This window comes from Mixta calida (assembly GCF_002953215.1).
In the GTDB taxonomy this organism is placed as follows: domain Bacteria; phylum Pseudomonadota; class Gammaproteobacteria; order Enterobacterales; family Enterobacteriaceae; genus Mixta; species Mixta calida.
Window position 1 is genome coordinate 3031604 of record NZ_CP026378.1, and the last position, 15049, is coordinate 3046652.

The 15049-nt window shown below is 61.2% G+C and carries 12 protein-coding genes and 2 pseudogenes; 6 read left to right on the forward strand and 8 right to left on the reverse strand.

Translation table 11 applies throughout. The features are described from left to right. The first annotated feature begins 5 nt into the window (after positions 1-5). The 4 genes from nrdB to C2E16_RS14405 all read left to right on the forward strand — a co-directional run bounded on the left by nrdB (position 6) and on the right by C2E16_RS14405 (position 2399). The gene (gene nrdB, locus C2E16_RS14390) at positions 6-1136 is read left to right on the forward strand and encodes a class Ia ribonucleoside-diphosphate reductase subunit beta (protein ID WP_038625125.1); all 1131 of its coding nucleotides are present in this window, start codon (positions 6-8) and stop codon (positions 1134-1136) included. 2 nt (positions 1137-1138) lie between these two features. Further along, a complete protein-coding gene (gene yfaE / locus C2E16_RS14395; RefSeq protein WP_084971567.1) occupies positions 1139-1399 on the forward strand; it encodes a class I ribonucleotide reductase maintenance protein YfaE in 261 nt (86 codons plus the stop codon). Between the two features lie 222 nt (positions 1400-1621). Next, positions 1622-2191, forward strand: coding sequence for a hypothetical protein (locus C2E16_RS14400; protein ID WP_084971569.1), 570 nt, complete (start codon positions 1622-1624; stop codon positions 2189-2191). Continuing rightward, entirely contained in the window at positions 2175-2399 is a 225-nt protein-coding gene (locus tag C2E16_RS14405; RefSeq protein ID WP_084971571.1) for a hypothetical protein, read from the forward strand. Before C2E16_RS14400 ends, C2E16_RS14405 begins: the two co-directional genes overlap by 17 nt. Before the next feature lie 130 nt (positions 2400-2529). Here C2E16_RS14405 and C2E16_RS14410 read toward each other — a convergent pair whose 3' ends face one another. Continuing rightward, entirely contained in the window at positions 2530-3726 is a 1197-nt protein-coding gene (locus C2E16_RS14410) for a nicotinamide mononucleotide deamidase-related protein YfaY (RefSeq protein WP_038625121.1), read from the reverse strand. Positions 3727-3953: 227 nt separating this feature from the next. Here C2E16_RS14410 and C2E16_RS14415 point away from each other — a divergent pair, with 227 nt between their 5' ends. Next, positions 3954-5396 carry a catalase gene (locus C2E16_RS14415; RefSeq protein WP_038625119.1) on the forward strand — a complete coding sequence of 481 codons (1443 nt, stop codon included), beginning with the start codon at positions 3954-3956 and terminating at the stop codon, positions 5394-5396. Positions 5397-5506: 110 nt separating this feature from the next. Here C2E16_RS14415 and menE read toward each other — a convergent pair. The 7 genes and pseudogenes from menE to elaB all read right to left on the reverse strand — a co-directional run bounded on the left by menE (position 5507) and on the right by elaB (position 13038). Next, a pseudogene (menE, locus tag C2E16_RS14420) lies at positions 5507-6870 on the reverse strand (o-succinylbenzoate--CoA ligase). Beyond that, positions 6867-7829 carry an o-succinylbenzoate synthase gene (gene menC, locus C2E16_RS14425; protein ID WP_038625115.1) on the reverse strand — a complete coding sequence of 321 codons (963 nt, stop codon included), beginning with the start codon at positions 7827-7829 and terminating at the stop codon, positions 6867-6869. Before menC ends, menE begins: the two are co-directional and overlap by 4 nt. Next, positions 7829-8686 carry a 1,4-dihydroxy-2-naphthoyl-CoA synthase gene (gene menB, locus C2E16_RS14430; RefSeq protein ID WP_038625113.1) on the reverse strand — a complete coding sequence of 286 codons (858 nt, stop codon included), beginning with the start codon at positions 8684-8686 and terminating at the stop codon, positions 7829-7831. The genes menC and menB overlap by 1 nt, the downstream gene beginning before the upstream one ends. 16 nt (positions 8687-8702) lie before the next feature. Further along, entirely contained in the window at positions 8703-9473 is a 771-nt protein-coding gene (gene menH, locus C2E16_RS14435) for a 2-succinyl-6-hydroxy-2,4-cyclohexadiene-1-carboxylate synthase (protein ID WP_038625111.1), read from the reverse strand. A gap of 16 nt (positions 9474-9489) precedes the next feature. Beyond that, positions 9490-11136: pseudogene (menD, locus tag C2E16_RS14440) on the reverse strand (2-succinyl-5-enolpyruvyl-6-hydroxy-3-cyclohexene-1-carboxylic-acid synthase); the annotation flags it as partial. A gap of 49 nt (positions 11137-11185) precedes the next feature. Next, positions 11186-12469, reverse strand: coding sequence for an isochorismate synthase (locus tag C2E16_RS14445; protein WP_081981757.1), 1284 nt, complete (start codon positions 12467-12469; stop codon positions 11186-11188). A 203-nt stretch (positions 12470-12672) separates the two neighbouring features. After that, the gene (gene elaB, locus C2E16_RS14450; RefSeq protein WP_052133873.1) at positions 12673-13038 is read right to left on the reverse strand and encodes a stress response protein ElaB; all 366 of its coding nucleotides are present in this window, start codon (positions 13036-13038) and stop codon (positions 12673-12675) included. A gap of 264 nt (positions 13039-13302) precedes the next feature. Here elaB and C2E16_RS14455 point away from each other — a divergent pair, with 264 nt between their 5' ends. Next, positions 13303-14961: a glucan biosynthesis protein D gene (locus C2E16_RS14455; RefSeq protein WP_104951547.1), complete on the forward strand. Its 1659-nt coding sequence runs from the start codon at positions 13303-13305 to the stop codon at positions 14959-14961. The last annotated feature ends 88 nt before the right edge of the window (positions 14962-15049 follow it).

Below are 15049 nucleotides of genomic sequence, written 5' to 3' on the forward strand. Positions count from 1 at the left end.
GAACTATGGCTTACACCACGTTTTCTCAGAATAAAAACGATCAGCTGCTGGAACCGATGTTCTTCGGCCAGCCGGTTAACGTCGCGCGTTACGATCAGCAGAAATATGACATCTTCGAAAAGCTGATTGAAAAGCAGCTCTCCTTCTTCTGGCGTCCGGAAGAGGTGGACGTGTCGCGCGACCGCATCGACTTCCAGGCGCTGCCGGAGCATGAAAAGCACATTTTTATCAGCAATCTGAAATATCAGACGCTGCTCGACTCCATCCAGGGCCGCAGCCCGAACGTGGCGCTGTTGCCGCTGATCTCGATCCCGGAGCTGGAAACCTGGGTAGAGACCTGGGCCTTCTCAGAGACCATCCACTCGCGCTCTTATACGCATATTATCCGCAACATCGTCAACGATCCGTCGCTGGTGTTCGATGATATCGTCACCAACGAGCAGATCCTGAAGCGCGCCAGCGATATTTCCGGCTACTACGACGATCTGATCGAGATGACCAACTACTGGCATCTGCTCGGCGAAGGCACGCATCAGATCAATGGCAAAACCATTACCGTTAACCTGCGCGCGCTGAAGAAACAGCTTTATCTCTGCCTGATGAGCGTCAACGCGCTGGAAGCGATCCGCTTTTACGTCAGCTTCGCCTGCTCCTTTGCCTTTGCCGAGCGCGAACTGATGGAAGGCAACGCGAAAATCATTCGCCTGATCGCCCGCGACGAAGCGCTGCACCTGACCGGCACCCAGCATATGCTGAACCTGATGCGCAGCGGTGAAGACGACCCGGAAATGGCGGAGATCGCCCAGGAGTGCCGTCAGGAGTGCTACGACCTGTTCAAGCTGGCGGCGGTGCAGGAAAAAGAGTGGGCGGAATACCTGTTCCGCGACGGCTCGATGATCGGCCTGAACAAAGATATTCTTTGCCAGTACATCGAGTACATCACCAATATCCGTATGCAGGCGGTGGGCCTGGATCTGCCGTTCCAGACGCGTTCTAACCCGATTCCATGGATCAACGCCTGGCTGGTTTCCGACAACGTGCAGGTGGCGCCGCAGGAAGTAGAGGTCAGCTCCTACCTGGTGGGTCAGATCGATTCGGAAGTGGGTGAAAACGACTTCGACGATTTCCAGCTGTAATTATGGCGGGTATGAAGATCAAACTGCGCGTTTCCGGCGCGCAGCTTGAATGCACCGACGAGCATCCCTCGCTGCTGGCGCTGCTGGAAGCGAATAATATTTGTGTCGAGTATCAGTGCCGCGAAGGCTACTGCGGCTCCTGCCGCACGCGCCTGGTGAAGGGAGAAGTCAGCTACGCCGGGCAGCCGCTGGCCTTTATCCAGCAGGGCGAGATCCTGCCCTGCTGCTGTAAAGCCAACGGCGATATCGAAATCGAACTCTGAAGCGGGCCGCGGCCCGCTTTTTCTTTATAGGCCTATGCGCCTCTATAAGCGGCATCGCTCTTCTCTTCCCTTTCTCTCCTGTTCTTTTACTTTTATCCGTTGCTTTGAAAACAAAAAATTCCGTCTTATGCCGCAGGATCGGAACATCTCATTTGACGGCAATGGCCATCTCAAAAAGAATGGCTGGCGAAGGGAGCTGATTTTCTGTATGGAAACAGAAAGATGCATATTATAAAAGAAGAATATCTTGAAGATTATGCCATGAGACGGAAAAAATTCGTCTACGATCGCCGTATTCATCACAGCTATATCTTTATTGTCGGCAATGAAATATATACGGTTATTATTGGCAGCCTGACAGATAAGAACATATTTATCAGAGCGGGTTACGCTATGCCGGAAGGCGTTTCTTTTCCTGCCAACGGTATGGCGGAGGTTTATTTCGATACTTTCGACGGCATGGATTCACTCGGCGATTTCCGCCACGTTCATTTTGCAGGGCTTGGTAGTGCCGTTGTGCTGCAATCGGTTTCACTGGCATTAATTGCTCACTTTGAAGCGTTTAATATTGGCGGCTTTGTATTTCAGGCCGCTTCCGGCGGAATGATCGATTTGAACAGAAAAATTTCGCTGGAAGAGATCTATGACTACATGCTTGGGTTAAAAAACGAACCACGTTATAATCCGCTTACCGGGCTGCCCAAAAAAACACCTCGTCCGCTATTGCCAAAAGAGCTGCACGCCTGGAAATTACTGTCTGAGGGGAAAGCCTGTTATGTCGTCTTACAATAAGCACGCGCAGCCTGAACGCTTCGGCACTGCTCATCACGAGAAAAAAGCCATGCTGGAACTGCTGGCCACTGAGATGCAAATAGATTCAGACGCCGCTCTGCAAAATCTGAAAGCCAGTATTGAGGGCGATAAAAAGCACTCTTCTGCAACGCTATTACGCCGAAAACTTCAACAAGCGGCTCTTGTACGAGCGTTTCAAAACATTTAAAAAAGCTCCCCACAGCGTTCTTTATTGTCGACCTTTGGTCAACCGCCTTTGCCCTGCTGCTGTAAAGCCAACGGCGATATCGAAATCGAACTCTGAAGCGGGCCGCGGCCCGCTTTTTATGCCTTTCCGCTTATTCCTTCAGCGTTTCGACAATATCGACCCAGCCGTGGCCGGTGGTCACTTCCATACCGTGCAGCCAACGGCGCAGCATATTCATCGCCATCATCGCCACCAGCTCCTGTCGCGTTTTCAGCGTATGGCGCTGGTTGTTGAATCTTACCTGCTGAGCAAAAAGCCCATCCGGCGTTACAAGCGCAAAGCCGAGCTGCTCGTTTTGCAGCGAACCGACGCAGAGCGCGACGGCGGCCTGCTGCGTTTGCGCCCGCTGGCGCGCCCGGTGCGCCAGCTGCGCCAGGCTCTCTTCGCCAGCGGGCAGCACTTCGCCCGCCACGCTGGGCGCCTCGCCTGAAGCCAACTGCCACTGCAAAAGACCGGCGGTAAAGCGCTCGCTAATGGTCAGCGTCTGGCCGCGTTCCTTAAGCTGACGCGCCAGCAGCGCAGGCAGCCCTTCCGTGCCCTCAAACAGCGTGCATTCCGCCAGCTGTAGCCGTACCTGCTGCCACACCTGCTCCATCGCCACCCGCTGCGCGGCCGGGCCGGTCAGCTTGATTTCGATAATCGGCATCGAGGAGCGGTAGCCCATCACCACCCCGTCCGGCAGCGCCAACGGCTCCAGCTCCGCGGCCAGATCGCTCTCGCCGCGTCCGAAGGTGGTCAGCCGCAGGCAGAGCGGTGGTTCCGGCAGATCGAAACGCGCCTTCAGACGCGGCAGGATCTGCTGCTCGACCATCACTTTAAATTCCGACGGCACGCCGGGCGTAAAGAAAATCCAGCAATCATTGAGCGTGACGGCGAAACCGCAAGCAGTGCCGACCGGGTTATCGATCATCTCGCTTCCCGCAGGAATTTCCGCCTGTTTGCGGTTGCTGGGCGCCATGGGTCGTCCACGGCTGGCGAAGAAGGCTTCGATTTTCTCCAGCCACGCCGGTTGCAGCTCCAGCTCAACGCCGCAGGCGGTGGCGGCGGCCAGCGCGCTCAGGTCATCGCTGGTCGGGCCGAGGCCGCCGTTAACAATCAGCACGTCGGCGATACGACTGCGCTCCGTTAACGCCTCCACCAGCGCAGGCAGGCTGTCGCCGACGGTGGAACGGCTGCTCATCGGCAGCCCCTGCTGAAACAGCACATCCGCCAGCCACGCGGCATTGGTATCGATTATCTGGCCGTGCAGCACCTCATCGCCCGTTGAGAGCATTTCCACTCTAATCACGTCACGTCCTCCTGTGGTTAATGCTTTCACTGTAGAAAGGCGCGGTGACGAATACAACGTAAATCTCCCGGCGAGAAGCGTTTTCAGAGATGGCAGCGATAGCTTTTGCCAGATTGTCAGCGCAGCGGCTTTAACGGCAGAATGGCTTAAACAATAGGTTCCTCCAATTGAATTTTAAATTTAATTAGTTTTAACCTTTAACAATCACACCGATAGAGAACAGCCACATGAGTAAAAAAGGTCTTACTACCGCTTCAGGCGCGCCGGTTGCCCATAACAATAATTCCATGTCTGCCGGTCGCCGCGGACCGCTGCTGCTACAGGATGTCTGGCTGCTGGAGAAACTGGCGCACTTTGATCGTGAAGTGATTCCGGAGCGCCGTATGCATGCCAAAGGTTCGGGCGCTTACGGCACCTTTACCGTCACGCAGGATATCACCCGCTTTACCCGCGCTAAGCTGTTCTCTGAAGTGGGCAAGAAAACCGATCTCTTTATTCGTTTCTCCACCGTCGCTGGCGAGCGCGGCGGCGCCGACGCCGAGCGCGATATTCGCGGCTTTTCTCTGAAGTTTTACACGGAAGAAGGCAACTGGGATCTGGTGGGCAACAATACGCCGGTCTTCTATCTGCGCGACCCGCTGAAATTCCCCGATCTGAACCATGTGGTGAAGCGCGATCCGCGTACTAACCTGCGCAACCCAACTTACAAATGGGACTTTTTCTCCCATCTGCCGGAGTCGCTGCATCAGCTGACCATCGATTTCAGCGACCGCGGTCTGCCGCGCTCCTACCGTCATATTCACGGTTTCGGCAGCCACACCTACAGCTTTATCAACGAGCGGCAGGAACGCTTCTGGGTGAAATTCCATATGCGCTGCCAGCAGGGCATCGAAAACATGATGGACGACGAGGCGGCGCTGCTGATTGGCCGCGATCGTGAAAGTTCGCAGCGCGATCTGTTCGAATCGATTGAACGCGGCGATTTCCCGCGCTGGAAATTCTACGTGCAGGTGATGCCAGAGAAAGAGGCGTCGCAAACGCCGTACAACCCATTCGACCTGACCAAAGTATGGCCGCACGCTGATTATCCGCTGATCGAGGTGGGCGAGTTTGAGCTGAACCGTAACCCGGACAACTACTTCGCTGAAGTTGAGCAGGTAGCAATGAGCCCGGCGAACGTGGTGCCCGGCATCGGTTTCTCGCCGGATCGGATGTTGCAGGGCCGTCTTTTCTCCTACGGCGACGCGCACCGCTATCGTCTGGGCGTGAACCACCATCAGATCCCGGTTAATGCGCCGAAATGCCCGTTCCACAGCTACCATCGCGACGGCGCGATGCGCGTTGACGGCAACAGCGGCAACGGCGCGACCTACGAGCCGAACAGCTTCGGCGTGTTCCAGGAGCAGCCGGACTTCAGCGAGCCGCCGCTGTCGCTGGAAGGCGCGGCCGATCACTGGAACCATCGTGAAGATGATGACTACTTCAGTCAGCCGCGCGCGCTGTTTAATCTGCTGAGCGAAGAGGAACATCAGCGCATGTTCGCCCGCATCGCCGGCGAGCTGGCGCAGGTGCCGGAGTTTATCCAGCAGCGTCAGCTGGCGCTGTTCCTCCAGGTTGACCCAGCCTACGGCGCAGGCGTGGAAGCGGCATTGCGAGCGCTGAAAGGCTAACATCGGCCATATCGCGCGGTCTGCTTTTTCTGTCGCTGCGTTTATCGCTAAGTAGCCTGACAGCGGTAAAAGCCCGGCCCCGGCCGGGCTTTTTTATCTCTGCGCCGATGTCAGCGCGGCTGCGCCTGTAGCCATTGCGCCAGCCGCTGACGCGAGAGCTTAATGCCGCCGTCGCCTATATCCTCCGGCAGCCGCAGCCAGCGCTCTGGACGCTGAAAATTCGCCAGCTGCGGCTGCGCCCATTCCGCCACGCTTTCCGGTTGACAGCCCGCCGCCAATATCAGCAGCGCGACCGGCCTGGCCCCCACTCTTCATCCCGCTGCGGAATAATAAACGCCTGATTGACATCCGGGTGCCGCTGCAACAGATTTTCAATCGCTTCCGGCTGCACCGCCTCGCCGCCGCTAAAGAAAATGTTGTCCAGCCGCCCCAACACCTGCAGCTCGCCATCCTGCCAGCGGCCGCGATCGCGGGTATGAAACCAGCCCTGCGCATCGGTCAGCGGCCAGAGCCGGCCATCCCGCCAGTAGCCCTGAGCTAAGGTCGCGCCACGGAGCTGGATCTCTTCGCCGACGATACGCACTTCGCGTCCGGCCAGCGGTAATCCAACGCCCGGACGCCCATCGGCGCGTTTGGCGCACACCGTCGCCGCGCTCTCCGTCATGCCGTAGCCGCACCAGCAACGGATGCCCACCGCCTCGGCGCGCGCCACCAGTTCCGCCGGGATCGCGGCGCCGCCGAGCAGCACCGCTTTCAGCCCTGCCGGGCGCCGCGCCTGCTGCAACAGACGCCACAGCTGCGTTGGCACCAGCGAGGCGAAGCTGCATCCTTCCAGCGCCTGCGCCAGCGGCGCGCCAGCCGTCGGGATCGTCATGCAGCCGCCTGCCAGCAGCCAGCGCCAGACGATCCCCTGGCCGGAAACGTGACAGAGCGGCAGCGACAGCAGCCAACACTCCTGCGCATTGAAATTCATCAGCTGATTAACGCCCGCCGCGCTGGCGATCTGCGCGCGCAAGCTGTGCGCCGCCGCCTTCGGCAGGCCGCCGGAGCCGGAGGTCAGCGTCAGGGTAGCGATAGCGTCGGGCTGCCAGACAAGCTGCGGCGGCTGCGCCGCTGTGCGCAGCGTCAGCGCTGGCGGACCACTGACGAGCGGCTCCGCTAGGTTCAGCATAAAATCCGGCGTTAACGCCGTCAGTAGCGGATTAAGCGTTGCGGAGGGCAGCTGTGGATTGAGAGGCAGCAGCTGCGCGCCCGTTTGCAGCAGCGCCAGGCAGGCGAGCAACAACGCCAGGCTGTTTTTGCCGCGCAGCGCGACGCGCGAACCCGCGCGTACGCCCTGCTGCTGAAAGCCTGCGCTCAACCCATCCAGCCGCTGCGTCAACGCGCGCCAGCCGATCCGCTCCCCTTCGGCGCGCAGCGCAATGGCGTCAGGCGTGACAGTCGCCCAGCGGCGCCAGGGAAAATCGCCGTTCAGTAAATCTGCGTCCACTGCGCCTGCTCCTGTAACGGGCGATCGCAGCCCGGCCAGCGCCGCACCAGCTGCTGACGCATCAGCGACAGCGTGTCCAGCCCCGGCGTCGACTGCGGCGTCAACCAGCAGGCCAGCCGCGCCAGCTGCGTTAAACCCAGGCTCGACTCCAGCGCGGAACTGACCACCGCCTCCAGGCCCAACTGCCGGGCGTCAGCAATGAGTTGGCGAACGCGAGCGATGGAACCGGTCAGCGTCGGCTTAATCACTACCGCCGCCACGCCCGGCTGTGTCCGCAGCGTGAAGCCCGGCTCGCGCAGCGTTTCATCCCAGGCGATGCGGAGGTCGCAGTCGGCGGCGAAACGCAGGCTCTCTTCCGGCGTGCGGCACGGCTCCTCAATGAAAGCGATGCGCATGCGCTGCTGCGGCGTCAGCCAGCGGACAAACTGTCGCGCTTTTTCCGGCGTCCAGCTGCGGTTGGCGTCCAGCCGCAGCCGCAGCTGAGGCAGCGCGTCCAGCAACAGGCTGACCTGCATGCCGTCGCGCGCCGCTTCATACAGTCCCACTTTCATTTTGGCGCAGGGCGTAGCCTGCGCCTGTAACTGCAACAGCAGCGCATCCGGGTCGCCGTAGCACAGCGGCGCACTCTGCCAGCTGGCCGCGTTCGGCAGCACGCCATCAAGTTCGGCGCAGGCGCATGAGATGCCGAACGCCGCCGACGGCAGCGCGCTTTCTGCGGGGGACCGGCCGGTCAGCCAGTCGGCGATCCATGCAAGGCATGCCTGCTGCGCCTGCGCCAGCGTCTCGCTGCTGAAGCCCGGCAGCGGCGCGATTTCGCCCCATCCCTGGCGCCTGTTTTCCTGCAACAGCAACAGCAGCCCTTCCCGCTGCGTCAGGCGACGGTCGCGCAGCAGCACGCCGCTCTCCATCGGAATGGCGTAGCGCCACAGTTTCGCCTGGCGCATCAGGGGTTGCGCCGGAACTGGCTGAAATCGGGCTGGCGCTTCTGGTTGAAGGCGTTACGCCCCTCCTGGCCCTCTTCGGTCATATAAAAGAGCATGGTGGCGTTACCGGCCAGCTCCTGGAGTCCCGCCTGGCCGTCACAGTCGGCGTTGAGCGCCGCCTTCAGGCAGCGCAGCGCCATCGGACTGTTTCGCAGCATTTCGCGGCACCAGCGCACCGTCTCCTGCTCCAGCTGCGTCAGCGGCACCACGGTGTTGACCAGACCCATCTCCAGCGCCTGCTGCGCGTCATACATGCGGCACAGGAACCAGATTTCGCGCGCTTTTTTCTGTCCGACGATGCGCGCCATATAGGAAGCTCCCCAGCCGCCGTCGAAAGAGCCGACTTTCGGCCCGGTCTGACCAAAGCACGCGTTATCCGCCGCAATGGTTAAATCGCACAGCATATGCAGCACATGGCCGCCGCCGACCGCGTAGCCCGCCACCATCGCCACGACCGGCTTAGGGCAGCTGCGGATTTGCCGCTGAAAATCGAGCACGTTCAGATGATGGACGCCGCTCTCATCCCGATAGCCGCCGTAGTCGCCGCGCACCTTCTGATCGCCCCCGGAGCAGAAGGCCAAATCGCCTGCGCCGGTGAGGATAATGACGCCAATGCCCTCGTCGTAACGCGCATCCTGTAACGCCAGCATCATCTCCTGCACGGTCAGCGGCCTGAACGCATTGCGCACCTGCGGACGGTTAATGGTGATTTTAGCGATGCCGTCCGGCGATTTGTGATAGCAGATATCAACAAAGTCGCCGCTGCAGTCATGCCATTCAACGGGCGCCGCGAGCTGTGGGTCATCTGAGTTAAGCATTGCATTCTCCATAAGATCAGACAGGCTGACGCAGCAGCTGCGCCAGACAAAGGCTAAAGTCGACGGGGCTGGCGCGATGGGCGTTATGCCCGGCGGCGGCGATGGTATGCAGCGGCAATCGCGCCTGCTGCGCCAGCTGTAAAAACTTGCTGTCCCACTCGCCGCAGAGATAGCTGAAAGGAACCTTTAGTTCGCGCAGCTCTGGCAGCAGATTGGGCTGGCGGCTGAGCGCCGTGGCGTGCAGCATCGCCGCCAGCGACGGTCCATGCCCCGCCCCGCGCTGCGCCACCAGCTCGCTGCGCTGACGCGCGCACAGTTCGGCGAACAGCGGCTGGCGATACCAGGCCTCCAGCGTGGTGGTAAGGGGTACATCGCGGAAGCGGGCGATCCAGCGTCGTTCATGTGCCAGGCGCGCCTGACGCTCGCGTTCGTCGCTCAGGCCTGGATGTCCCGCCTCCACCACCAGCCCGCACAGACCCGGCAGCGCCGCCCGACAGGCGTAATACATCGCCACACGGCCGCCCATTGAATAGCCGATCAGCCAGTATTTACGGATCTGGTGATGGCGCAACGTAGCGCTCAGCTGTTCGCATAGCGCATCGAAGCCGCTGACGCGCTGGCTGCGCGATCCGCCGTGGCCGGGCAGATCGATGCTCAGCATCGGCCAGTCAGGGAAGGCCTGTTGCACCGACAGCCAGTCATCGGCTGAACCGAGAAAACCGTGCAGCCAGACCAGCGTCGGCTTGCAGCTGCGGCGGTGGCCCTGCCAGCGGGCATGAAGGATCATTGCTGCCCCCCAACGCCACCAGACGGGCGAACGCCTCCGCGCCGCGATCCGGCGGCACGCAGAACTCCGCCAGCGTCGCGCCCCGGCGCGTAAAGCCGCGGTGGACGGCTTCATGCAGGGTTTCCCATTTTTCAACGCGCCGGTAATCAAGGCCGAACATCTGCGCCGCCGGCGCGAAGCTGACGCCCTGCGGCAGCGTGAAAAAGGCTTCCCGTCGGTCGGGCGGCGTCGGCAGCAGGGAAAAGATGCGTCCGCCGTCGTTGTTAACCACGACCAGCACCAGCGGGATATCAACCTGGCGCAGCAGCGCCAGGCTGTTGAGATCGTAAAGGGTGGAGATATCGCCCAGCAGCGCCAGCGTGGGGCGCGGCGCGGCGCGTTGCAGGCCAGCGAAGGTGGCGATCAGGCCGTCGATGCCGCTGGCGCCGCGATTGGTACAGACCGGATAGCCCGCCGGCAGCTGCGCCAGCGCATCCGCCAGCCGCACCAGCAGACTGTTGCCGAGACACAGCTGTCCCTGCGGCGGCAGCAGTTCGGCCAGCCGGTGCGCCATCAGCGCCTCATCTTCCTCCGCCAGCAGCGCGCCGACCTGCTGCTGCATCGCGGCCGCCAGCGCGCTCAGCTCCGGCGCCCAGCAGGCGGCGTCGCGCGCCGGATGCGCCTGTAGCCAGACATCGATTTCGCTGACGATACGCCGCCCTGGCTGGCTGGCGGGATCGCGTCGTCCCGGCAGCGGGTCGATCAGCCACCACTGCTGCGGGCGCGCCTGCTGTTGCCACTGCAACAGCCGTTTGCTGACGAGGTTGCCGCCAAACTGCACCACCAGCTCCGCCTGCGCTAGCAGTCGCTGCGCGCGCGGGCTGTTGAGCCACAGATCGGCGCAGGGCAGCGGCTGACCGGTTTGCGACTGAATATCCGCCAGCAGTGGCCAGCCGAGCCTTTCCGCCCAGTTTGCCAGCGCGGCGCCCTCTTCCGCTTTTATTCTTCCTGCGATGACCACGCCGCGCTTTTCGCGCCAGCGCAGCCAGTCCGGCTGCGGCGCCTGCCCGTCGCCGACGCTGTGGCTAACCCAGGGCGTCTCCTGCTGCGGCCACTCCGCCAGCGGCGACAGCCAGTCACGCCAGGCGTCGTCCTCCGGGCCATAGAGCGGTTCGGCGAAGGGACAGTTAACATGCAATGCGCCGGCGCGGGTGGCGGCAATCGCCTCGTCCAGCGTCGCCGCCAGCCAGCGGGCGCTGATATCCGGCATCGGGCGCGGCAGATCGCAGCGGCGGGCGAAGTGCGAAAAGATGCCGGGCTGGGCGATCGCCTGGTTTGCGCCGCAGCCAATCAGCTCCGGCGGCCGGTCGGCGCTCAGGACAATCAGCCGTTCGCCGGTCAGCCGCGCCTCTATCACCGCAGGCAGCAGATTGGCGACGGCGGTGCCGGAAGTGACGATCAGCGCCACCGGCGCGTTAAGCCCTTTCGCCATGCCAAGGGCGAAAAAACCCAGTCCCCGCTCGTCAAAATGCGTGTGGCAGGCCAGCGCAGGTTCGTTTGCCGCCGCCAGCGTCAGCGGCGCGGAGCGCGAGCCGGGCGCGATGCAGATATGGCGCACCTGATGGCGCGCCAACGTCGCGATGATGACCTGCGCCCAGCGGCGGTTAAAGCTAATGACGGACATGCTTCCTCCCGAAAACCTTGACGGTAGATAACGATAAGCCGCGCCCGCGCTATTCGCCGGGCAGCAGCGCCGCCAGCGCGGCGATTTTGTTCTCCGTTTCCTGCCACTCCAGCAGCGGATCGGAACCGGCGACGATGCCAGCGCCGCCATACAGCCGCACCCGCTCGCCCAGCATCAACGCGCAGCGCAGCGTGACGCAGAATTCGCTTTTCTGTCGTGAAATAAAGCCCAATGACCCGGCGTACCAGTCGCGATCCAGCCCTTCGTGCCGCTGTAAAAAGGCGCGGGCGGCAGTGCGCGGCAGGCCCGCCACCGCCGCCGTCGGCTGTAGCCGTTGCAGACAGAGCGCATCGCTGCGGCTGCGCAGCTCGCCATGAATGCGCCGCCGCAGGTGCTGAACGTTGCGCAGGCGCACCAGCTCCACCGGCATCACCTCCAGCCCGCTGACCATGCCGTGCAGCCGCTGGCAGATATCCTCCATCACCAGCCCGTTTTCGCGGCGATTTTTCCCGTCGCGCAGCAGCCATTGCCCCTGCCGTTGGGCCACTTCCGGCTGGCTGTCGCATGCGACCGTGCCCGCCAGCGCCTCTGTCAGTAGTTCGTTCTGCTGACGCAGCCAGAGTCGTTCCGGGCTGGCGCAGACCAGCGCGCTCTCATCTTCGAGACGCAGCATGATTTGATAGCAGTGCGGATTGGCGCGGCGGCTGGCCGCCAGCAGCGCCTCAGGCGGCAGCGGACGGTCCCAGACGAGATTGGCGGTGCGCGCCAGCACCACTTTTTCCAGCACGCCAGCGTCGATGGTCGCCAGCGCGGTTTCGACCCGCCGACGCCACTCGGCCTGCTCCGGCTGGCACTGCCGTTCCCGCAGCGTTCCCGTCAGCGGCGGCAAGGGCCGTGACGGCAGCAGCTGTTGCAGAAAGCGCGCGGCGGCGCGCGCATCGTCGCGCAGGCAGCTGTCGCTGTGGAGAAACAGGGTCAGCCGATCGCCGCGGCGATCGCGTCGCCACATCAGGCGCGGCAGAAAGAAGAAGCTGTTGGCCGCCTCAAAACGGTTGCCGCCCCAGATGCGCCAGTTAACCGGCAGATGACGACATGCCTGTTCCGCCTGATATAGCGTCTGATAACGGCGAATGGCGCCGCAGAGCGCCACCTGCTCCTGGCCGGAACGGTGCTGCCACCAGAGCTGGGGCCGGTGCGGCTGAGCGCTGAGCCAGGCGAGTGAGTCGCCAGCCGCGTCAAGGGGAACGGTAAGCGAGCGACAGCCCGCTTCGACGCTATCGATCTGCGTCAGCTGAGTGAGCAATGCGGCACAGGCGGCAGGAAGCGAATACACAAAACCTCCTTAAGCAAAAAGAGGTAGATAGTGTAAAAGCGTCACCAGCGCAGAATGTTGACGCAGGACAGTTCGACCGCGGTTTGCCCTGGCGGTTTATCCAGCGTAGCGTGAGCGTGAATCAGGAAAGCAAAGGGGGTTGCAACGGTAAAAACAGACCAGCCCCTCTCCTTGCGGCCAGGGGCTGGTAAGACGGGGAAAGTTTAGCGGCGCGCCAGCAGCAGGCCGAAAACCAGACCGGCGGCTGCGCCGATGCCGATGCCCTGCCACGGTTTTTCGTGCACGTAGTCGTCGGCGCGGTAGGCCGCTTTTTTCGCACGATAGTAGTAAGAATCTGACGCTGCGCTAACGCGAGCTTTCACATCATGCAGCGCCTGCTCCGCCTTCGCCTTCAGTTCAATATATTTCTGATCGGTTGGATCGCCGGAAGATTTCAGCACCTCTTCCAGCGTTTCGGTGAGCAGGGTTAAGTCATCATCCAGGCGCGTTTCATGCGGCTCACGCGTTGCCTGAGCGTCGTCCGTTAATAGCGGATCGCGGTTTTCTTGTGAGTCAGTTGATACAGCCATTTTCTTCCTCCGTGTAAAACACATGCATGTTCAATAACTATAGACACTTTTTTCAGCGCTGCCTGTTCATCCTTCCAGGAATTCACTGATAACGAACGGCCGAAATCCGTTGGTTTATCTGAATAATCTGATAAATTTCCTGCGTACTGAATTTTTACCGCTCCCGTCTGTCGTAGCTGACTGTAGCCCGGGTCCCGCCGGGGAAAATGGGTGCAAAAGCACGACCTCTACACACTCGTTCAGCACAAGGAAATCGTTTCTGGCATGAATCGAAGAATGTTTATGAAAACGTCTATGGCATTTGCCGCCGTCAGCGGGATGTCCGGCTTATCTACGCTGTTCGCGCAGTCCGCCTGGGCGGAAGATGGCATTGCAGACGGCACCGCGACGCGCTTCGACTTTGAGGTGCTGAAGAAGAAAGCCGCCAATATGGCAAAAAAGCCCTGGGGCGGCGCGCCCGGCCCGTTGCCAGAAACGCTGGCGACCATGACGCCGCAGGCTTATAACGCAATTCAGTATGACGCCAACCACTCGCTGTGGAACGGCATCGACAACCGTCAGCTGGACGTTCAGTTTTTTCACGTCGGCATGGGCTTTAAACGCCGTATTCGCATGTTTTCGGTCGATACCGACAGCCGCGAAGCGCGTGAAATTCACTTCCGCCCGGAGCTGTTCAACTATCAAAACACCGCTATTGATACCAAACAGCTGGAAGGCAAAACCGATCTCGGCTTCGCCGGTTTCCGCGCGTTTAAAAAGCCGGAGCTGGCGCGCCGCGATATCGTCTCGTTTCTCGGCGCCAGCTATTTCCGCGCCGTGGACGATACGTATCAGTACGGCCTGTCGGCGCGCGGCGTGGCGGTAAACACCTTCAGCAACGGTCAGGAGGAATTCCCCGACTTCGTGGCGTTCTGGTTTGAAACGCCGAAAGCGGAGGATACCACCTTTACCGTTTACGCCCTGCTCGACGGCGCCAGCCTGACCGGCGCCTATAAATTCGTGATCCACTGCGAGCCGAAACGGGTAGTGATGGAGGTGGAAAATCACCTGTACGCGCGCAACGATATTCGTCAGCTCGGCATTGCGCCGATGACCAGCATGTTCAGCTGCGGCAACAGCGAACGCCGTATGTGTAATACCTATCATCCGCAGATCCACGACTCCGATCGCCTGGCGATGTGGTCCGGCAAGGGCGAGTGGATCGCCCGTCCGCTGAACAACCCGCGCAAGCTGCAGTTCAACGCCTATGAGGATGAGAACCCGCGCGGTTTCGGCCTGCTGCAGTTGAATCACGATTTTGAAGATTATCAGGATGTGATCGGCTGGTATGACAAGCGTCCCAGCCTGTGGGTAGAGCCGGTTGGCAAATGGGGCAAAGGCGCGATCAATTTGATGGAGATCCCGACTACCGGCGAAACGCTGGATAACGTCGTTTGCTTCTGGCAGCCAGCCGAACCGGTTAAGGCGGGCAGCGAACTCGCTTTCCAGTACAAGCTCTACTGGAGCGGCCTGCCGCCGGTGCAAAGCGAGCTGGCACGCGTGGAAGCCACCCGTTCCGGTATCGGCGGCTTCCCGGAGGGCTGGGCGCCCGGCGAGCATTTCCCGGATGTCTGGTGCCGCCGCTTCGCCGTCGATTTCGTAGGGGGCGATCTGAAAAACGCCGCGCCGAAGGGCATCGAGCCGGTGATTACCGTCTCTGCGGGCACCATCAAACAGGTAGAGATTCTCTACGTCGAGCCGCTGAACGGCTATCGCATTCTGTTTGACTGGTACCCCACCAGCGACGCCGTCGATCCGGTGGATATGCGTCTGTTCCTGCGCACCAAAGAGGCGACGCTGAGCGAAACCTGGCTTTATCAATACTTCCCGCCGCCGCCGGACCAGCGCAAGTACGTTGACGACCGCCAGATGACGGTCAGTTAACCTGAGCGGCGAGGGAAACCTCGCCGTTTTTATTTCTCGCGCCGGAGAGCCGCGCGTTGGCGCGATGGCTCTTATACTGAAAGGTCAC